The sequence below is a fragment of the Cellulomonas sp. P2_B4 genome, assembly GCF_056404795.1.
Genome location: NZ_JBFUDI010000001.1, coordinates 87,081 through 108,070 on the forward strand (window position 1 = coordinate 87,081; position 20,990 = coordinate 108,070).

A 20,990-nucleotide genomic window follows, 5' to 3' on the forward strand; every position below is an offset into this window, starting at 1 on the left:
GCGCAGCGCCCGAGGGTGCCGGGATTACCAGCGGTAGTGCGCGAAGGCCTTGTTGGACTCGGCCATCTTGTGCATGTCCTCGCGACGCTTCACCGCGGCACCGAGGCCGTTGGACGCGTCGAGGATCTCGTTCATGAGGCGCTCGGTCATCGTCTTCTCGCGACGAGCGCGCGAGTAGTCGGTGAGCCAGCGCAGCGCGAGGGTGGTCTGGCGGACCGGGCGCACCTCGACGGGCACCTGGTACGTGGCGCCACCGACGCGGCGCGAACGCACCTCGAGCGACGGGCGGACGTTGTCCAGCGCGCGCTTGAGCACGACGACCGGGTCGCCCTGCGTCTTCTCACGGACACCCTCGAGGGCGCCGTAGACGATGTGCTCCGCGACGGACTTCTTGCCGTCGAGCAGGACCTTGTTGATCAGCTGCGTGACGACCGGCGACCCGTAGACGGGGTCGATGACGAGCGGCCGCTTGGGGGCCGGACCCTTGCGAGGCATCAGCCCACCTTCTTCGCGCCGTAGCGGCTGCGCGCCTGCTTACGGTTCTTCACGCCCTGCGTGTCGAGGGCGCCACGGACGATCTTGTAACGGACACCCGGGAGGTCCTTCACACGGCCGCCGCGCACGAGCACGATCGAGTGCTCCTGCAGGTTGTGGCCGACACCGGGGATGTACGCGGTGACCTCGACCTGGCTCGAGAGACGAACGCGCGCGACCTTGCGGAGGGCGGAGTTCGGCTTCTTCGGGGTCGTGGTGTAGACGCGGGTGCACACACCGCGTCGCTGGGGGGAGCCCTTGAGGGCAGGCGTCTTCGACTTGTTCGACTTCGCCTGCCGGCCCTTGCGGACCAGCTGCTGGATCGTAGGCACTACGTCTCCGTCTGTTGGATGATCTCTGGTCGACCGGACCCGTCACCCAGGACGGCCGGCATGGTCGAGGTTCGTCGCCCGTCGCGCGACTACCTCCGGTCTTTCGTCCCGCACCGACCCCCGCGCTCGGGCGTGTCGCCCCGGCATTCCGCACGGCATTCCGCAAGACGTTCCTTGCCGGAGTGACGACGCGGTGGAGGGGGACACCACCTGATGCTCCCGTAACGGATCGCCCGCAAGAGCGAACCTTCAGGTGCATGCGCGAGAGCCCGACGGCGCGGGCACGGTGTCCTACGTTACCTGGCGCCCGTGAGGGCGTCAAAGCGGGGGCGCGTCCAGCGCTGCGCCTGCACCGGTGCCACGGGACTTCGGATACAACTCCGCGGGGTCGTGAATTCATCCCCTGCACACCTGCCCGCCCTCTCGTGCCCGGTATCACACCGTTTGCCCCGTTCCCCCTCCTGGGTGAGGCGCCGCCCGGGTGCCGTCACTTGAGGGGGCTGTGCCATGAAGCGTCACTACTACCTGCGCGGAGACCTGGTCGAGGTGGACGAGGTCGACGACGTCGTCGCCGTCCGCGGCGCCGGACCAGCGCCGGAGCTCGCCCAGGGCGTCGACACCGCGGCCGCCGTGCGCACGGCCGTCCCGGGTGTCGACGAGGCCTCGCTCGCCGCGTTCGCCGCCGCCGGGTGGCGAGTGGTGCAGCCCGCGCCAGGACGTTCGCTCGACGAGGTCCGCAGCACCGGTCAGCGCGCCGACACGGAGGCCGGCGCCGTCCTGGTCGTGCGCGGCGGACGCGTGGCGATCGCGACCGGCCTGCTGAACGTGCAGCTGTCCGGGGACCCGAGCGAGAGCGAGACCGACGCGATCCTCACCGAGGTGGGGCTGGCCAAGGTGGGCGTCCTGCGGTTCGCGCCGCACCTGTTCGAGGTCCGGGCGACCTCCGGCGACGCGCTCGCCGCCTCGGTCGCGCTGCACGACGACCCCCGGTTCGTGTTCGCGGAGCCGTCGCTGGTCGAGCACATCCCGGGCCGGTTCACCCCGACCGACCCCCGCTACGGCGAGCAGTGGCAGTGGAGCAACACCGGCCAGGCCGGCGGGACCGCCGGCGCCGACGTCAGCGCCGAGGCCGCCTGGGACCACACCTTCGGCGCGGGCGTGCGCGTCGCCGTCATCGACAACGGGTTCGAGACGACCCACGAGGACCTGTCCGCCGCCATCGCCGCGGGCTCGGGCTTCTTCCAGTCCGGCTCCCCCGCGACGTTCATGTCCGGGACGGCCGGGATGCCGTCGGGCGACCACGGCACCTTCTGCGCGGGCATGGTCGCCGCGCGGTCGGGCAACGGCCTGGGCGTCGTCGGTGCCGCCCCCCAGTCCGACCTCATGCTCGTCGCCTGCCTGAACGACCAGGTGGGCACGCAGACGACGCTGGCCCGGGCGATCGCCTACGCCGCCGACCCGACCACCGAGGGCGGCTCCGCGGCGGACGCCGCGGACATCATCGTGTCCTCGCTCGGGCCGAACGGCGCGGCGTGGGACCTGACCTCGACGCTCGACCTCGCACTGGTCGGCGCCGCGGCGAACGGTCGCGGCGGGCTCGGCACCGCCATCTTCTGGGCGGCGAGCAACGGCAACAACGTCGACGTCCTCGAGGACCACGTGGTCTCGCACGCGGACGTCATCGCCGTGGTCCGGTCCACCAACATGGACCTCGAGGACAACGCCGCGCGCGGGTCCGAGGTCGAGCTCATCGCCCCCGGGGTGGACGTGGTCAGCACGCACGACGGCAACGACTACGGCCCGTGGACCGGCACCAGCTTCGCCGCGCCCTGCGCCGCAGGATGCGCCGCGCTCGCCCTGTCCGTGCGCCCGACCCTGACGCGCGACGCCCTGCGCGAGATCATGCACACGACCGCCGACCAGATCGGCGGGGTGGTGTACGACGCCAGCGGCCACAACGACGACTACGGCTTCGGCCGCGTCAACGCGTTCGCGGCGGTGCAGGCGGCGGCCCGGCGGGTCACGCTCATGACGAACCCCGTCGTCTTCAACGACGTGCCCGAGGGCGAGACGACCGCCCGCTCGGTCACGTGGGACGTCGAGGGCGTCGAGGACCTCACGTTCGAGGTCACGGCCGGCCCGACCACCACGACCGGCCCGGCGAGCTCGTTCCAGCTGCTGCTGGGCCCGAGCGTCACGGTCACCTCCCCCGGTGTCGGCGTGACCGCGCAGGCCCGGATCTGGCTCACCTACACGGGCACCGCGGCCGGCGACACGGCGAGCGGCACGATCGAGGTGCACAGCGTCGCGACGGACGAGACGTGGACCGTCGATCTGCAGGCCAACACGATCGAGCGCCCGACGGCCGCGGTCGTCATGGTCCTGGACAAGTCGGCGTCGATGGACTGGGACGCGGGTGACGGCCGGGCGCGGGTGCAGGTGCTGCGCGAGTCGGCGGGGATCTTCGTCGACACGCTCCACTCGGACACGGGCGTCGGGATCGTGCGGTTCGACCAGGACGCGACCGCGGTGATGCCGGTGACCGACGCGGGACCCGAGATCTTCGGGGCGGGCCGCGCGCAGGCCGCCGCGCTCGTCGCTAGCCACGTGGCGAACCCCGCGGGGAGCACGTCCATCGGCGACGGGGTCGTCGAGGGAGGCCTGCTGCTCGACGCGGCCGCGCCGAGCTACGACACCACGGCGATGATCGTGCTCACGGACGGTCAGGAGACCGCACCGGCGTACATCGCGGACGTCACGGGAAGCATCGACGACCAGGTCTTCGCGATCGGGCTCGGCGACCCGTCGGACATCAACCCGTCCGCCCTCACTGCGCTGACCAACGGCACGGGCGGCTACGTCAACGTCACCGGCAACATCTCCGCCGACGAGCGCTTCCTGCTGGCGAAGTACTACCTGCAGATCCTGGCCGGGGTGACCAACGACCAGGTGGTCCTCGACCCCGACGGCTACCTGCGGCCCGGCGATGTGGTCAAGGTGCCGTTCGACCTGACCAGCGCGGACATCTCCAGCGACGTCATCCTGCTGACCCCCGTGCCGGATGCCGTGAGCTTCTCGGTCGTCGCGCCGAGCGGGGCGACGCTGTCCCCGACCGCGAGCGGCGTCACGTTCGTCAAGGGCGCGCAGGTCGCCTACTTCCGGTTCACGCTCCCGCAGGTGGACGCCGGCGGGAGCGCCGACTGGGCGGGCACCTGGACCGCGGTTCTCGAGATCGACAGGCGCGTCTACGACTCGTACCTGAAGAAGCTCGAGTCGACGGACATCACGACCTACCAGCAGGTCGTCGAGAACGGTCTGCGCTGGGTGGTCGAGGTGCACAGCCGGTCCAACGTCCGGTTCGGTGCGACGCTCGAGCAGTCGGCGATCACGCCGGGCGCGCTGATGACGATCACCGCGACGGTCGACGAGATGTCGATCCCGGTCGGCAAGGACCGGGTCAAGGTCTACGCCGAGGTCACCGCCCCGTCGGGACCGGACACGATCGTGCTCGACGCCGTCCAGGACGGGGTCTTCGTCGCGAAGTACACGGCCAAGGACTACGGCCTGTACACGTTCCGCGTGATCGCGGACGGGACGACGCTGCGCAACGAGCACTTCACGCGCGAGCAGCTGCTGTCGGGTGCGGTGTACGTCCCCGGCAAGCCCAACGACCCCGAGGGCGGCGGTGACGACAACGGCGGCAAGGGGTGCGACCGGACGATCGCGATCTTCGTCGAGACGGTCAAGGGCAACGCGCGCCTCGCGAAGATGCTCGACACCTACCTGCGCCGCAACGGCTCCAGCCTCAAGGAGCTGCTGCACTGCCTGGGCAGGCGCACGGTCGACGGCAGCGCCGACGCCACGGCCACCTCGACCCTGGCCCAGGCCCTGCGCACCGCCGCGGACGCCCTGGAGTCGCGGTGAGCCTCCTGCTCTGCCGCGCGACCGGCGACGCACCGACCCTGCGTGCGTTCCTGGCCGAGCCCGGTGTCGCCGTCCCGTGCCGCCCCGTGGCGGTCCGGGCCGGCGGCGCGGGGCTGGCCGTCCACGTCCTGGTCGAGGACACCGAGGTCGCCGCACGAGCAGGGCGCGCGGGCGGCCCGACGCTCGAGGTCCTCGAGGACGTCACGGCCTCCACCGAGGCGGCCCGGCGCGAGGTCTCCCCTGGCGGGCGGTACGCCGACCGGGCGGCCGTCCCGCGCGGGCTCGGCCGGAAGGAGTGAGGGCGTGTACTCCACGACCGACGAGCTCGAGGCGGCGCTGGCCGCCCTCGCCACCGCCTATCCGACGACGAGCACGCTGCACGCGGTGCCGCACCCGACGCACGACGGCCGCACGGCCCACGTGCTGCGGGTCGGCGCCCGTACCGACGCGCCCGACGGCGTGGCCGTCCTCGGCGGGGTGCACGCCCGCGAGTGGGTGCCGCCCGAGCTGTGCGTCAGCCTGGCCGCCGACCTCCTGGAGGCCTATGCGACCGGGACCGGCCTCGGCTACGGCGGTGCGTCGTTCACCGCGGCCGAGGTGCACCGGCTCATGAGCACGGTGGACCTGTACGTGTTCGCGTGCGTCAACCCGGACGGACGCGTGCACAGCCAGACCACCGGGGCGCTCTGGCGCAAGAACCGCCGACCGAACGGCGGGGGCTGCGTCGGCGTCGACGTCAACCGGAACTTCGACTTCCTGTGGGACCACACCGCCAGGTTCGCCGCCGACGCGGGCGTGAACACCTCGTCGGACCCCTGCGACCACGACGTCTACCGCGGCCCGTCCGCGGCCTCCGAGCCCGAGACGCAGAACGTCGTCTGGCTGCTCGACACCTTCCCGGTCCGGTGGCTCGTCGACGTGCACAGCGCCGTCCCGGTGGTCCTCTACAGCTGGGGGTCGGACACCGATCAGACCGCCGACACGACGCAGAGCTTCCTCAACCCCGCGCTCGACGCCGTCCGCGGCCGGGTGGGCGACGCGTACGGCGAGTACCTCACCGCGCACGACCTGTCCGTCGGCAGCACGCTCGCGACCGCGATGAGCACCCAGGCGCTCGCCGTCCGCGGGACGGTCTGGCCGGTCGAGCAGGCCATGACCCTCTACCCGACGTCCGGCGCGAGCGACGACTACTCGTTCTCGCGGCACTTCGCCGACCCCGCCAGGAGGCTCGTGCACGCCTGGACCATCGAGTGCGGGTCGTCGTTCCAGCCGGCGTGGTCGGAGGCCGAGCAGGTCGCGATCGAGACCTCTGCGGCGCTCCTGCGGTTCGCGCTGGACGCGCTGGCGACGACCGACGGCCTGTCCGTGACGATGGTGAGCACCGCGCTCGACCTGCAGGTGGTCGAGGGTGAGACGTCCGCACAGGCCGTGGTGCTCGACGTCTCGGGCGCGCACGACGTGACTCTTGTCGCGAGCGTCACCGCAGGTTTTCAGCTGCCGTTGGGCGGCACCGTGCACGTCGCCGGTCCCGGGGTGGGATCGACGACGCAGGGCAGGGTCTGGGTGTCGTGGACCGCCGGAGCGGCGGGGACCACGGCGTCCGGCACCGCGACGGTGCGCTGCCTCGAGACGGACCAGGAGTGGGTGGTGCCCGTCGGCGCGACCTCCCTGCCGGCCACCAAGGTCGCCGTCGGGCTGGTGCTCGACGCGTCCGCCTCGATGCTCGACGACGCGGGCGACGGACGGCGTCGGGTCGACGTCCTCAAGGACGCCGCGGGCGTCTTCCTCGCCGTCGTCGCACCGCGGCACGGCGTGGGGCTCGTCCGTTTCGACCAGGACGCGACCGCGGTCCTGGCGGTGACGACGGTCGGGCCTGAGCACTTCGGGCCCGGACGGGCCGCGGCCCAGGCGGCGGTCGCCGCGCACACGCCGAACCCGGCCGGCAGCACGTCCATCGGCGACGGCGTGCTGGCCGGCCAGGCGGTGCTCGCCGGAGCCGCCGGGTTCGACACGGACGCGCTGGTGGTCCTCACCGACGGTCAGGAGAACGCGCCCGCCTGGATCGCCGACGTGACCCCGGGCAACCGCACGTTCGCGATCGGGCTCGGACGTCCGGAGGACCTGAACCCGGCGGCCCTCGGCGCGCTCGTCAGCGGGGACGGCTGGGTCGGCGTCACGGGCGACCTCTCGGTCGACGAACGGTTCCTGCTCGCGCAGTACTTCCTGCAGGCGCTGGCCGGCGCGACGAACGACCAGATCGTCACGAGCTGAAGCGGCGGGCGAGATCTGGGGTAGAACGGTCGTCGTGGAGGTCCTGCGCTACGCCGCGTTCTCGATCGTGCCCACGGGCGGCAACCCGGCGGGGGTGGTGCTCGACGCCACGGGCGCGACGGACGACGAGCTGCAACGGGTCGCGACCGACGTCGGGTACCCGGAGACGGCGTTCCTCGTGCCCACGTCCGTGCCCGGCGAGCTCGACGTCCGGTACTTCAGCCCGCTGGCGGAGGTCCCGTTCTGCGGGCACGCGACGATCGCGTCGGCGGTGGCGCTCGCCGAGCGCGGCACCTCGGGCCCGGTCCGGTTCGCCACCGCAGCGGGCCCGGTCGCCGTACGGACGTCCACGGCCGAGGACGGCCGGATCGTCGCGACGCTGGTCAGCGTGCCGCCGCGGTCGACCGCGCTTGCCGACGACGACCGCGACGAGCTGCTCGCCGCGCTCGGCTGGGAGCAGGACGACCTCGACCCGGCGCTCCCGCCGAGGGTGGCGTTCGCCGGTGCCCGGCACCCCGTGGTCTCGACCCGGACCCGGCAGCGGCTCGCCGACCTGGACTACGACTTCGACCGCCTCGGCGCCCTGATGGCCGCGCGGGACTGGACGACCGTCGCCCTCGTGCACCGCGAGACCGCGGACGTGTTCCACGCGCGCAACCCGTTCCCGCCCGGCGGGGTGCGGGAGGACCCGGCGACGGGCGCTGCGGCGGCCGCGTTCGGCGGCTACCTGCGCGAGCTCGGGCTGGTCGCCGTGCCCGCGACGGTCACGATCCACCAGGGCGACGACCTGGGCCGGCCGGGCGTGATCACGGTCGGGATCCCCCGTGACCCGGGCTCGGGCATCGAGGTGTCGGGCACGGCGGTCCCGATCCCCTGAGAACGCCGCAGGGGGCCCACCGTCACCGGTGAGCCCCCTGCGGGTCAGAACAGATCGATCAGCGCTCGTTGTCGGTCTCGGCCTGCGCTCCGCAGTCGGCGGGTGCCGCTCCGCGACCCCCACCGACTGCTGCGCTACGGCCGTGACCTCAGCGGTAGTCGCCGAAGTCGATGTCCTCGAGCGGGATCGCCTCGCCGGAGCCGAGGCCCAGGGCGGGGAAGTCGATCTCGTCGTAGCCGAAGGTCGGGTACAGCTCGGCCTTGGCCTCCTCGGTGGGCTCGACCGCGATGTTGCCGTAGCGGGGCAGACCCGTTCCGGCCGGGATGAGCTTGCCGAGGATGACGTTCTCCTTGAGGCCGAGCAGCGGGTCGGAACGACCCGACATCGCAGCCTCGGTGAGCACGCGGGTGGTCTCCTGGAAGGAGGCCGCCGAGAGCCACGAGTCCGTCGCGAGCGACGCCTTCGTGATGCCCATGAGCTCGGGACGACCGGAGGCCGGCTGGCCGCCCTCGGACACCGCAGCGCGGTTCGCGTCCTCGAAGCGCCCACGCTCGGCGAGCTCGCCGGGCAGCAGGTCGGTCGTGCCGGAGTCGAGGACCGTCACGCGACGCAGCATCTGCCGCACGATGACCTCGATGTGCTTGTCGTGGATGTCCACGCCCTGCGACGAGTAGACGACCTGCACCTCGTCGACCAGGTGCTTCTGCGTCGCACGCGGGCCGAGGATGCGCAGGACCTTCTTCGGGTCGACCGCACCCTGGACCAGCTGGGTACCGACGGAGACGTGGTCGCCGTCCGAGATCAGCAGGCGCGTGCGCTTGGTGATCGGGTAGGCGATCTCCTCCGAGCCGTCGTCCGGCGTGAGCACGAGGCGACGCGAACGGTCCCCGTCCTCGACCGCGATGCGACCGGAGAACTCGGCGATCGGCGCCTCACCCTTGGGGGTGCGGGCCTCGAAGAGCTCCTGGACGCGGGGCAGACCCTGCGTGATGTCGTCGGCCGAGGCCACGCCACCGGTGTGGAAGGTACGCATGGTCAGCTGCGTGCCGGGCTCACCGATCGACTGGGCCGCGATGATGCCGACGGCCTCGCCGATGTCGACGAGCTTGCCGGTGGCCAGCGAACGGCCGTAGCAGCGCGCGCAGGTACCGACGCGGGACTCGCAGGTGAGGACCGAGCGGATCTTCAGCGTGTCGACGCCCGCCTCGAGGAGGCGGTCGAGCAGCACGTCGCCGACGTCGTCACCGGCGTGACCGATGACCTCGCCGTCCACCTCGATGTCGCTCGCCAGGGTGCGCGAGTAGACGCTCGTCTCCACCTTGTCGTGGCGACGAAGAGCGCCGTCCGCACCCGGGACGCCGATCGGCATCGTCAGGCCACGCTCGGTGCCGCAGTCGTCCTCGCGGACGATGACGTCCTGCGAGACGTCCACCAGGCGACGGGTCAGGTAGCCCGAGTCGGCGGTCCGCAGAGCGGTGTCCGCCAGACCCTTGCGGGCACCGTGCGTCGCGATGAAGTACTCGAGGACCGACAGCCCCTCGCGGTAGTTCGACTTGATCGGGCGAGGGATGATCTCGCCCTTCGGGTTGGCGACGAGGCCACGCATACCGGCGATCTGGCGAACCTGCATCCAGTTACCACGGGCTCCCGAGCCGACCATCTTGTAGACGGTGTTGTGCTTCGGGAAGTTCTCCTGCATCGCCTTGGCGACCTTGTCCGTGGCCTGCGTCCAGATCTCGATGAGCTCCTGACGACGCTCGTCGTCGGTGATCAGGCCCTTCTCGTACTGGCCCTGCACCTTCGCCGCGCGGCCCTCGTGCTCCTCGAGGATGCCGGCCTTGGCCGACGGGGTCGCGACGTCCGAGATGGAGATCGTGACGCCCGAGCGGGTGGCCCAGCGGAAGCCGGCCTCCTTGAGCGCGTCCAGAGAGGCAGCGACCTCGACCTTGGGGTACCGCTCGGCCAGGTCGTTGACGATGACCGAGAGGCGCTTCTTGTCGACGACGCCGTTCTCGTACGGGTAGTCCACGGGCAGCAGCTCGTTGAACAGCGCACGACCCAGGGTCGTCTCGAAGAGCAGCGCGTCGCCCTCGGTCCAGCCCTCGGGCGCCTGCTCCTCGGTGAGGACCAGGTCGTCGAAGCGGATCTTGATCACGGCGTTGAGGTCCAGGGAACCCTGGTCGAACGCCATGATCGCCTCGGAGACCGTGCTGAACGCGCGGCCGGCGCCGAGCGCCTCGTCCTTGTCGTTGGTCAGGTGGTACAGACCGATGATCATGTCCTGCGAGGGCATGGTCACCGGACGCCCGTCCGACGGCTTCAGGATGTTGTTGCTCGAGAGCATGAGGATGCGGGCCTCGGCCTGCGCCTCGGCGCTCAGGGGCAGGTGGACGGCCATCTGGTCACCGTCGAAGTCCGCGTTGAACGCGGCGCAGACGAGCGGGTGCAGGTGGATCGCCTTGCCCTCGACCAGCTGGGGCTCGAACGCCTGGATGCCCAGGCGGTGCAGCGTGGGTGCGCGGTTGAGCAGCACCGGGTGCTCCGTGATGACCTCTTCGAGCACGTCCCAGACGACGGGGCGCGCGCGCTCGACCATGCGCTTCGCAGACTTGATGTTCTGCGCGTGGTTCAGGTCGACGAGGCGCTTCATGACAAACGGCTTGAACAGCTCGAGCGCCATCTGCTTGGGCAGGCCGCACTGGTGCAGCTTGAGCTGCGGGCCGACGACGATGACCGAACGGCCCGAGTAGTCGACGCGCTTGCCGAGCAGGTTCTGGCGGAACCGACCCTGCTTGCCCTTGAGCATGTCCGAGATGGACTTGAGCGGGCGGTTGCCCGGACCCGTCACCGGACGGCCACGGCGGCCGTTGTCGAACAGCGAGTCGACGGCCTCCTGGAGCATCCGCTTCTCGTTGTTGACGATGATCTCGGGCGCGCCGAGGTCGAGCAGCCGCTTGAGGCGGTTGTTCCGGTTGATCACGCGGCGGTACAGGTCGTTCAGGTCCGAGGTGGCGAAGCGGCCACCGTCGAGCTGGACCATCGGACGCAGGTCCGGCGGGATGACCGGGACGGCGTCGAGCACCATGCCGGTGGGCGAGTTGCTCGTCGTGAGGAACGCGTTGACGACCTTCAGACGCTTGAGGGCACGCGTCTTGCGCTGGCCCTTGCCCGTCTTGATGATCTCGCGCAGCGAGTCGGACTCCGCCTCCAGGTCGAAGGCCTCGAGGCGCTTCTGGATCGCCGCGGCGCCCATCGAGCCCTCGAAGTAGTTGCCGAAGCGGTCCTGGAGCTGGCGGTACAGCATCTCGTCGCCCTCGAGGTCAGCGACCTTGAGGTTCTTGAAGCGGTCCCACACGGTGTCCAGGCGCTCGAGCTCGACGTCGGCCCGCTTGCGCAGCTGAGCCATCTCGCGCTCGGCCGAGTCGCGCACCTTGCGGCGGGCGTCGGCCTTGGCACCCTCGGCCTCGAGCTCGGCCAGGTCGGCCTCGAGCTTGCTGGCACGGGTGTTGATGTCGTTGTCGCGGCGGTCCGCGATCTCCTTCTTCTCCAGGTCGATCCCGTTCTGGAGGTTGGGGAGGTCCTCGTGACGACCGTCGACGTCGACCCAGGTGATCATGTACGCCGCGAAGTAGATGACCTTCTCAAGGTCCTTCGGGGCGAGGTCGAGCAGGTAGCCGAGTCGCGACGGCACACCCTTGAAGAACCAGATGTGCGTGACGGGCGCGGCGAGCTCGATGTGGCCCATGCGCTCACGACGGACCTTGGAGCGGGTCACCTCGACGCCGCAGCGCTCGCAGATGATGCCCTTGAAGCGCACGCGCTTGTACTTGCCGCAGTAGCACTCCCAGTCCCGGGTGGGACCGAAGATCTTCTCGCAGAACAGGCCATCCTTCTCCGGCTTCAGGGTCCGGTAGTTGATGGTCTCGGGCTTCTTGACCTCGCCGTGCGACCAGGCACGGATGTCGTCGGCAGTGGCAAGGCCGATACGCAGCTCGTCGAAGACGTTGACGTCGAGCAAGGGGGGTCCTACTTCCTTCGCTTGCCGGTGCTACCGGCGGAACGGAAATGTTGCTAAGGGTGCGGGCGCCCGCCGCCCACCCTCACGGAAAGGGCGGCGGGGCTCGACGTCAGATCTCTTCGATGCTGCTGGCGTTCGGGCGCCGCGACAGGTCGATGCCGAGCTCCTCCGCTGCGCGGTAGACCTCGTCGTCGTTCTCCTTCATGTCGATGGAGACGCCGTCCGAGGAGAGCACCTCCACGTTCAGGCAGAGCGACTGCATCTCCTTGAGGAGCACCTTGAAGGACTCCGGGATGCCCGAGTCGGGGATGTTCTCCCCCTTGACGATCGCCTCGTACACCTTGACGCGCCCGGGGACGTCGTCCGACTTGATGGTGAGGAGCTCCTGCAGCGTGTAGGCAGCGCCGTACGCCTCGAGGGCCCACACCTCCATCTCGCCGAACCGCTGGCCACCGAACTGCGCCTTACCACCCAGCGGCTGCTGCGTGATCATCGAGTACGGGCCCGTGGAGCGAGCGTGGATCTTGTCGTCGACAAGGTGGTGCAGCTTCAGGATGTACATGTAGCCGACGGCCACCGGCTCCGGGAACGGCTCGCCGGAGCGACCGTCGAAGAGGCGGGCCTTGCCGTCACCACCGACGGTGCGGACACCGTCGCGGTTGGGCAGCGTCGAGGACAGCAGACCGGTCAGGGTCGCCTCGGGCACACCGTCGAACACCGGGGTCGCGACCGGGTTGCCGGCCGGCGACTTCGCGGCGATCGCGGGAACCTCGTCACGCCACGACAGGTCGTCGCCCTCGGCGATCTCGATGTCCCAGCCCTGCTTGGCCACCCAGCCGAGGTGCGTCTCGAGGACCTGGCCGACGTTCATGCGGCCGGGCACACCGAGCGGGTTCAGGACGACGTCGACCGCGGTCCCGTCCGCGAGGAACGGCATGTCCTCGACGGGCAGGATCTTGGAGATGACGCCCTTGTTGCCGTGACGGCCGGCGAGCTTGTCGCCGTCCGTGATCTTGCGGCGCTGCGCGATGTACACGCGGACCAGCTCGTTGACGCCGGCGGGCAGCTCGTCGCCGTCCTCCCGGCTGAACGTGCGGACCTCGATGACCGTGCCGGACTCGCCGTGGGGCACCTTGAGCGACGTGTCGCGGACCTCGCGCGCCTTCTCACCGAAGATCGCGCGGAGCAGGCGCTCCTCGGGGGTCAGCTCGGTCTCGCCCTTGGGCGTGACCTTGCCGACGAGGATGTCGCCGGCCGCGACCTCGGCACCGATGCGGATGATCCCGCGCTCGTCGAGGTCCGCGAGGACCTCCTCGGAGACGTTGGGGATGTCCCGCGTGATCTCCTCCGGGCCGAGCTTGGTGTCGCGCGCGTCGACCTCGTGCTCCTCGATGTGGATCGAGGACAGGACGTCGTCCTGCACGAGACGCTGCGACAGGATGATCGCGTCCTCGTAGTTGTGACCCTCCCAGGACATGAACGCCACCAGCAGGTTGCGGCCGAGCGCGAGCTCGCCCTCGTCCGTGGCGGGGCCGTCGGCGAGCACCGAGTTGACCTCGACGCGGGCGCCGGTGTCGACCAGCACGCGCTGGTTGTAGCTGGTGCCCTGGTTGGAGCGGCGGAACTTGGCGACGCGGTGCGTCGACGTGGTGCCGTCGTCGTTCGCGATGACGATCAGGTCGGCGGACACCTCGGTGACCACGCCCGGCTTCGTCGCGACGATGACGTCGCCCGCGTCGATGGCCGCACGCCGCTCCATGCCGGTACCCACGAGCGGGGCCTCGGAACGGACCAGCGGCACGGCCTGGCGCTGCATGTTGGCACCCATGAGGGCGCGGTTGGCGTCGTCGTGCTCGAGGAACGGGATCAGGGCCGTGGCCACCGACACCATCTGGCGCGGGGAGACGTCCATGTAGTCGACGGCCTCGCCGGCGACGTACTCGATCTCGCCGCCCTTGACGCGGACCAGGACGCGGTCCTCCTCGAAGGCACCGTTCGCCTTGAGCGGGGCGTTCGCCTGGGCGATGACGTGGCGGTCCTCGTCGTCGGCGGTCAGGTAGTGGACCTCGTCGGAGACCTTGCCCTTGATGACCTTGCGGTACGGGGTCTCGACGAAGCCGAACGGGTTGATGCGCCCGTACGTGGCGAGCGAGCCGATGAGGCCGATGTTCGGGCCCTCAGGGGTCTCGATCGGGCACATGCGGCCGTAGTGCGACGGGTGGACGTCACGGACCTCCATGCCGGCGCGGTCACGGGACAGACCACCCGGGCCCAGCGCGGACAGACGACGCTTGTGCGTCAGGCCGGCGAGCGGGTTGTTCTGGTCCATGAACTGCGACAGCTGCGACGTGCCGAAGAACTCCTTGATCGACGCCACCACGGGGCGGATGTTGATCAGGGTCTGCGGCGTGATCGCCTCGACGTCCTGCGTCGTCATGCGCTCGCGCACGACGCGCTCCATCCGCGACAGGCCCGTGCGGACCTGGTTCTGGATGAGCTCGCCGACCGCGCGGATGCGACGGTTGCCGAAGTGGTCGATGTCGTCGGTCTCGACGCGGATCTCGACGGCCTCGCCGGCGCGGCGGCCGGGCAGGGTCGGGAGGTCGATGTGCAGCGACGCGAGGTACTTGATCGTCGCGACGATGTCGTCACGCGAGAGCACCGAGTCGGCCAGCGGGACGTCCTCGCCGAGCTTCTTGTTCAGCTTGTAGCGGCCGACCTTGGCGAGGTCGTAGCGCTTCGGGTTGAAGTAGAAGTTCTCGATGAGCGCGCGACCGGCCTCGACCGTGGGCGGCTCGCCCGGGCGGATCTTGCGGTAGAGGTCGAGCAGCGCCTCGTCCTGCGTCTGGACGTGGTCCTTGTCCAGCGTGTCGATGACGGCCGGGTAGGCGGCGAACTCCTCGCGGATCTCGGCGTCCGACATGCCGAGGGCCTTGAGCAGCACGGTGGCGTTCTGCTTGCGCTTGCGGTCGACGCGCACGCCGACGTTGTCGCGCTTGTCGATCTCGAACTCGAGCCAGGCACCACGGCTGGGGATGACCTTGGCCGTGAGGACGTCCTTGTCGGACGTCTTGTCGGCCGTGCGCTCGAAGTACACGCCGGGCGAACGGACGAGCTGCGAGACGACCACGCGCTCGGTGCCGTTGATGATGAAGGTGCCGCGCTCGGTCATGAGCGGGAAGTCGCCCATGAAGACCGTCTGGCTCTTGATCTCGCCGGTGGTGTAGTTGACGAACTCCGCCGTGACGAACAGCGGGGCAGCGAAGGTGAAGTCCTTCTCCTTGCACTCCTCGGCCGTGTACTTCGGCGGCTCGAAGCGGTGCTCGCGGAAGGAGAGCGACATGGATCCGCCGAAGTCCTCGATCGGCGAGATCTCTTCGAAGATCTCCTCCAGACCGGCGGTCTCGGGGACGTCCTGGCGGCCGTTCTCGAGGGCCTTGGCCACTCGGGCCTGCCACTTCTCGTTACCGAGGAGCCAGTCGAAGCTCTCGGTCTGCAGACCCAGGAGGTCCGGGACCTCAAGAGGCTCGTGAATCTTGGCGAAAGAGATACGACGGGATGCGGTGCGGTTCGCGATGGCGTCGGCGGTCGGAGCAGAAGGGGTGCGCGAGGCAGCCAAAAGAGGGGTCCTTCCCAGCGGATCGAGTGCACGCTGCACTGGTCCCGGCTAGGCGCGATCCCCCGGCCGAGCGAGCCTGCCACGACGTGTACGAACGACGTGGGTGGGCTCGGGTTATACGGGATCGCGGGCACAGGCCAGCGCAAAGCGCTAGCATACTCATCCGCGCGGGTAAAGTCCACCCGCCATCGACACCCCTTGCGTCTCCCGTCTGTCGACGAGACCCGCCCGAGGCGTCCGGTCCGTGTCAGCCGCTCTGCTGCACGTGGCGACGACGTTGGCGCCGCGCACATGGTGGCACACCCGGCCGTGCCGACGAAAGTCCGCCTGTGGAAGGTTCGCCCGTGCGTTCCCTCGGATACAGCAACGAGGCCCGCACCCCCGGGGGGTACGGGCCTCGTCGGAACTCCGGCTCTCCGTGGAGATCCCGGAGGTCAGATCACTTGAGCGTGACGGTGGCGCCAGCAGCCTCGAGGGTCTCCTTGGCCTTCTCGGCGGCGTCCTTGGCGACACCCTCCAGGACGGCCTTGGGGGCGGCGTCAACGAGGTCCTTGGCCTCCTTCAGACCGAGGGACGTCAGGACGCGCACCTCCTTGATGACCTGGATCTTCTTCTCGCCGGCAGCCTCGAGAACGACGTCGAACGAGTCCTTCTCCTCCTCGACAGCGGCCTCGGCGGCGCCGCCGCCGGCACCCGGGGCCGCAGCAACGGCGACGGGGGCAGCAGCGGTGACCTCGAAGGTCTCCTCGAACGCCTTCACGAACTCGGAGAGCTCGATGAGGGAGAGCTCCTTGAACGCGTCGATGAGCTCGGTGGTGGTGAGCTTCGCCATGATGGCGGTTCCTTCCGTTCGGTGCCCGGTGGCCGGTGCGGCCTACCTGGGCGGGGTTTCAGAGAGCCTGTGCCGAATGGCTCAGGCAGCGACCTCGGCCGACTCCTCGAGCTTGAGCCGGAGGGCGTCGACGGTGCGTGCAGCCTGAGCAGCAGGGGCGGTGAACAGGTAGGCCGCCTGGTAGAGCGACGCCTTGAACACGCCGGCGGCCTTGGCCAGCAGAACCTCACGGGACTCGAGGTCCGCGAGCTTGGTGACGTCCGCAGCGGTCAGGGTGCGTCCGTCGAGGACACCGCCCTTGATGACCAGTGCGGGGTTCGCCTTGGCGAAGTCACGCAGTCCCTTGGCCGCCTCGACCGGGTCACCGGAGACGAAGGCGATCGCCGACGGGCCTGCAAGCGCGTCGTCGAGGCCCTCGAGGCCGGCATCCTTGGCCGCGATCGCGGTCAGCGTGTTCTTCACCACGGAGTACGTTGCGTTGCCGCTGAGCGCCTTGCGCAGCTTCTTGAGCTGAGCAACGGTGAGCCCGCGGTACTCGGTCAGCACAGCCGCGTTGGACTCGCGGAACAGGTCCGTGAGCTCTGCGACAGCGGCTGCCTTGTCCGGCCTCGCCATGGCAATCCTTCCGATGGTGGTGCCACCGGTCGTCACGCCCCACAAACGAAAGAGCCCCGCGCAGGCGCGGGGCTCGACATCCAGCTCGGCACAGGCCGAACCTTCCGGGAACACTCACCTGCGCTGGCCTCCGCGTGCTGCGGGACTTCGGGCGATCGCCATGCGCTCACTGCGTGGGCGCGCGACGGTCGACGACCGGCGGTCTTTGGATGTCCCCAAGGTACGGCATGGGCGGACGACCGACCAAATCCGGTACGCGACGCAGGACCCATCCGTTCTCGGACCTGGTCCGAACACCCCGTGTACGCACCACACCGACCACCTGCACGGGGCTCCGGCCCTGAGAGGGGGACCCATGTCCCAGTCACCCAACCGGCTCGTCGGCGCAGTCTTCGGCGTCGTCTACCTGCTCGTCGGCATCGCCGGCTTCTTCGTGACCACCGACGTCTCGTTCGCCGCGACCGACGGCCAGCCGCTCGTCGTCTTCGACGTCAATCCGCTGCACAACGTCGTCCACCTGCTCATCGGGGCGGCCCTGCTCGTCGCGTCCCGCACGGTCGGGTCCGCCAAGGCCGTGAACACGACCGTCGGCGCCGTCTACCTGCTCGTGGGCATCGTCGGGCTGTTCCTCGTCGGCTCGGCGGCGAACATCCTGGCGCTCAACGGTGCCGACAACGTGCTGCACTTCGCCTCCGCGATCCTGCTGCTCGGCGTCGGCCTGTCGGCCGACCGCTCCCCCGCACCGGCACCCGCCACGGCGACCTGGACCCCGTGATGACCGCGCTGCCGCTGCCGCACGAGGGCGCACGCGCGTTCATCGGCCGCACCTGGTCCGCCTACGCGGTCCTGGGCGCCGGCCTCGTGCTCCTCGCGCTCGCGGCAGAGCACCTCGCCGCCCACCTCGCGCTGGGGGTCGCGCTCGCGGCCCTCGGCGTGGCCGAGGTGCTCTGGGCGGTGCTCGCGCTGCGCGGTCCCGCGCCGGCACCTCGGACCGCGCTCGCCGTGCTCGTGGTCGGCGGCGCGGGCTGGCTCCTGACGGCCGTCCTCGTCGACGGGGCGCTCTCGGGCGCCGACGTCGCCGCGGGCGTCCTGCAGCTCGCCGGCGCCGTGCTGCTCGCCGTGACCCTGCGACCGGCGCTCGTCGTCGTGGTGGTGGAGGAGGAGCCCGCGGCCGTCGCCCCCACGGAGGCCGGCACCGGCACCCGCCTCGCCGCGCTCACGCTCGGCTCGCTGCTGTTCGCGACCATCACCGTCCCGGGCCTCGCGGCGACGGACGCGGGCGACCACGCGCACATGCCCGGCATGTCCTCGATGCATCCCGGCTGACGCTCAGGCGGCCCCGTGGGCGCTGAACGTGCACCAGTTGACGAACCCCTCGGGGCTGTCCCGGTCGATGCGCCCGCGGGCCGCGTGCAGGGCGCGGGCGAGCGTCTGCCCCGCACGCAGCTCGAGGTGCAGCTCGAGCATGAGGTCGACGGCGGCCACGTCGGGCACGGCGGCGATGCTCGCGACGACGCCCGCGGTCCCCTGCGCCAGCATCGCCGAGACGAACCCGAGCACCTCGTCGCCCAGGTAGGCGACGTCCGCACCCGAGTGGCACGACGCCAGCACCAACCGGTGGGGCGCCACCCCCGCGCCGTGCAGCTCCTGGACCGTCACCGGGCCGTCCGCGAGCAGCAGCGACGAGAACATCGGGTTGTCCGTACGCGGTGTGCCGTGGCACGCCAGGTGTGCCAGGTCGGCGTCCGCGAGCGCGGCGACCACCTCGTGCGCGCGGCTGTCCTCCGGCGCGAGCATGCGCGCACCCTCGTGCACCTGGGTGAGCGCCTCGACCTCCTCGCGGGCGCCGTCGAGGTCGGGACCGGCGACGAGTACCGTGCCGCCCGTGCCGGGGCGCTCGGCCGCGGCCCGGCGGGTCCGGACCCAGAACGTGGCCGACGGGGCCTGTGCGAGCGGCCCGTCGTGCAGGCACGACCACGGCACCCCGTGCAGCAGGCCGACGGGCACGATGACCAGCTCGTCGTCGGGCGCGACGCCGAGCGGCGCGACCAGCAGTGCCCGGAGGCGGGCGATCCGCAGGTCCGCGCTGGCCCGCGCCGCGTCCGCAGCCGCCGGGCCGCGGGGGTTCGCCAGCCGCCGCAGCGCGAAGAGCAGGGGCCGCAGCTCGGACTCGACGTCCGCCTCGTCGCCGAGCTCCACGAGCCTGGTCCGGCGGGGTCCGACGACGACCGCGACGAGGCGCCCCTCGAACCTGCCGATCTCGACCAGCGTCCGGCGGTCGAGCGCGGCGCGCAGCTGCGCGATGCCCAGCCGGTTCAGCTCGCCCCCGGTGGCCGGCCCGGCACCGGGGCGCGACCAGTCGGCGGCGGAGAACCGGGGTCCGTCGTCGACCTCGAGCGTGGCCGAGCGGCCGTCGCGGCCTGCCGCCGGACCGGCCTCCAGCGCGGGGCGCTCTGCGAACGGGGCGTCGGGCGGGGGCGTCCGGGCCAGCAGCGCGGCCGCGCGGGTGCGCTCCATCCACGCGAGCGCCCTCGCCGGCGACCCGCCGGCCAGCACGACCCCGAGGCCGATCTCCCCGAGCTCGGCGCCGTGACCCGACGCCAGGGCCCGCAGCTCGATGGTCGGCAGCGCGGAACGATGGACGGCCAGGTCGCGCAGCCCGGCGCGGCACTCCGTCAGGACGTCGCTCGGACGGCGAGCCGCCCGCGCGGCCAGGGCGCCCGCCACCCGGCCCCGGAGACGGACGAGCACCGGACCGCTGCGCGCCAGCGCCTGCGCGCGCGCGAGGGTCTCGACGGCGTCGCGCGGCCGGTCCACGCCCAGGGCGACCCGCCCGGCGACGAGGTACCCCTCGACAGCGCTCTGCGGGTTGCCTGCCCGCTCCAGGCGCGCCGCCGCCCGACGGGACAGGGCCAGCTCCGGCACGCCCGCGGCGCCGGCCTGCATCCTCGCCTCGACCCCGATGAGGACGGCGCGGTCCCGCCAGCCGCTGCGGCGCTGCCGCCGGGCGCTCTCCGCGGCGGCGTCCGCGTGCTCCGTCGCCGCGACGACGTCGCCCGTCAGCAGGGCGATGCGGGCGAGCCTGAGCTGGGCCTCGGTGACCATCATCAGCAGCCCGGAGGCCTCGAGGGTGGTCATCGCGCTGCTCGCTGCGGCCGCGGCCTCGGGGAGCAGCCGCAGGTCCATCATCACGTCCGCGTACTCGGTGTAGTACTCGCCGAGAGGCATGCCGGACGCGGTGTACTCACGGGCCGCGATCTCGAAGTCGCGCATCCCCTCGTCGAGCCGTCCGGCACGCACGGCGATCCACGCGCGGGTCTGGAGCAGGGGGCCCAGCAGAGCGCGCCGCCGGTCCCGGACGAGCTCCACCGCGAGGTCGGACCGCTCGAGCGCACGGTCGTAGTCGCCCCGCTCCGCCAGGATGAGCGCCAGGTTGTTCGCGGCGATGGCTCGGCTGCGCTCCTCGAGGCCCCCGCCGTCCAGGAGGGCCTGGTAGCCGTCCTCGGCCGCGCCCAGCCGGCCGGCGTTCTGGTCGACGATGGCCCGCGACAGCATGACCCTGGCGCGCAGCTCCGTGTGGTCGACGGTCGCCGGGCCACCGCGGTCCAGGGCCGCGAGCGCAGCGTCGAGATCGCGTGCGGACGCCGCAGCCCGACCGAGCTCCTGGAGGACCGCCGACCGGCTCGTCAGGACGTTCGCCTCGACGAGCGCAAGATCGTGGCGCCGCGCCAGCCGGACGGCCTCGTCGAGCAGCCGCTTCGCCGTGATGTCGTCCCCCCGGGCGCGATGTGACGTAGCCAACACCCTTAGGCTCAGAGCAAGGAGCTCCGGGTCCCGCCGCCGCCGCGCCGTGGCGACGAGGGCGGCTGCGCGGGACTCCGCTGCACGAGGATCGACATCGACCTCGACGAGCATCTCCGTCGCACGTATCAGGAGCTCTTCCCGGCCCTCTATACGAGCGAACGGAC

General features: G+C 71.1%; 13 protein-coding genes. 6 read left to right on the forward strand and 7 right to left on the reverse strand.

Features of this window, described 5'->3' with window-relative positions:
• Positions 1 to 24 precede the first annotated feature (24 nt).
• Positions 25 to 495: a 30S ribosomal protein S7 gene (gene rpsG / locus AC1DZC_RS00490; protein ID WP_028045072.1), complete on the reverse strand. Its 471-nt coding sequence runs from the start codon at positions 493 to 495 to the stop codon at positions 25 to 27.
• Positions 495 to 866, reverse strand: coding sequence for a 30S ribosomal protein S12 (gene rpsL / locus AC1DZC_RS00495; RefSeq protein ID WP_028050107.1), 372 nt, complete (start codon positions 864 to 866; stop codon positions 495 to 497). Before rpsL ends, rpsG begins: the two co-directional genes overlap by 1 nt.
• Positions 867 to 1,373: 507 nt before the next feature.
• On the opposite strand from rpsL, the gene AC1DZC_RS00500 reads away from it, so the two are divergent.
• From AC1DZC_RS00500 to AC1DZC_RS00515, 4 genes are read left to right on the forward strand one after another with little or no spacing between them, the layout of a single operon-like run.
• Complete coding sequence (locus AC1DZC_RS00500) at positions 1,374 to 4,790, forward strand: S8 family serine peptidase (RefSeq protein WP_477041874.1); 3,417 nt, start codon at positions 1,374 to 1,376, stop codon at positions 4,788 to 4,790.
• Complete coding sequence (locus AC1DZC_RS00505) at positions 4,787 to 5,089, forward strand: hypothetical protein (RefSeq protein ID WP_477041875.1); 303 nt, start codon at positions 4,787 to 4,789, stop codon at positions 5,087 to 5,089. Before AC1DZC_RS00500 ends, AC1DZC_RS00505 begins: the two co-directional genes overlap by 4 nt.
• Before the next feature lie 4 nt (positions 5,090 to 5,093).
• Positions 5,094 to 7,061 (forward strand): M14 family zinc carboxypeptidase, encoded by a 1,968-nt coding sequence (locus AC1DZC_RS00510; protein WP_477041876.1) that lies wholly within the window; start codon positions 5,094 to 5,096, stop codon positions 7,059 to 7,061.
• A 34-nt stretch (positions 7,062 to 7,095) separates the two neighbouring features.
• On the forward strand, positions 7,096 to 7,938 hold the full coding sequence (locus AC1DZC_RS00515; protein ID WP_477041877.1) for a PhzF family phenazine biosynthesis protein: 843 nt from the start codon (positions 7,096 to 7,098) through the stop codon (positions 7,936 to 7,938).
• A 148-nt stretch (positions 7,939 to 8,086) separates the two neighbouring features.
• On the opposite strand, the gene AC1DZC_RS00520 is transcribed toward AC1DZC_RS00515, so the two are convergent.
• The 4 genes from AC1DZC_RS00520 to rplJ form a co-directional block, all read right to left on the reverse strand.
• Entirely contained in the window at positions 8,087 to 11,956 is a 3,870-nt protein-coding gene (locus AC1DZC_RS00520; RefSeq protein ID WP_477040192.1) for a DNA-directed RNA polymerase subunit beta', read from the reverse strand.
• 109 nt (positions 11,957 to 12,065) lie between these two features.
• The gene (rpoB, locus tag AC1DZC_RS00525) at positions 12,066 to 15,575 is read right to left on the reverse strand and encodes a DNA-directed RNA polymerase subunit beta (RefSeq protein ID WP_477040191.1); all 3,510 of its coding nucleotides are present in this window, start codon (positions 15,573 to 15,575) and stop codon (positions 12,066 to 12,068) included.
• Between the two features lie 439 nt (positions 15,576 to 16,014).
• The gene (rplL, locus tag AC1DZC_RS00530; protein ID WP_477040190.1) at positions 16,015 to 16,407 is read right to left on the reverse strand and encodes a 50S ribosomal protein L7/L12; all 393 of its coding nucleotides are present in this window, start codon (positions 16,405 to 16,407) and stop codon (positions 16,015 to 16,017) included.
• 81 nt (positions 16,408 to 16,488) lie between these two features.
• A complete protein-coding gene (gene rplJ / locus AC1DZC_RS00535; protein WP_477040189.1) occupies positions 16,489 to 17,022 on the reverse strand; it encodes a 50S ribosomal protein L10 in 534 nt (177 codons plus the stop codon).
• Positions 17,023 to 17,377: 355 nt separating this feature from the next.
• Between rplJ and AC1DZC_RS00540 the strand changes: the two genes are divergently transcribed.
• On the forward strand, positions 17,378 to 17,797 hold the full coding sequence (locus AC1DZC_RS00540) for a DUF4383 domain-containing protein (RefSeq protein WP_477041878.1): 420 nt from the start codon (positions 17,378 to 17,380) through the stop codon (positions 17,795 to 17,797).
• On the forward strand, positions 17,797 to 18,348 hold the full coding sequence (locus AC1DZC_RS00545; protein ID WP_477041879.1) for a hypothetical protein: 552 nt from the start codon (positions 17,797 to 17,799) through the stop codon (positions 18,346 to 18,348). The genes AC1DZC_RS00540 and AC1DZC_RS00545 overlap by 1 nt, the downstream gene beginning before the upstream one ends.
• Positions 18,349 to 18,351: 3 nt before the next feature.
• Here AC1DZC_RS00545 and AC1DZC_RS00550 read toward each other — a convergent pair whose 3' ends face one another.
• Complete coding sequence (locus AC1DZC_RS00550) at positions 18,352 to 20,823, reverse strand: CHAT domain-containing protein (RefSeq protein ID WP_477041880.1); 2,472 nt, start codon at positions 20,821 to 20,823, stop codon at positions 18,352 to 18,354.
• Positions 20,824 to 20,990: the final 167 nt, after the last annotated feature.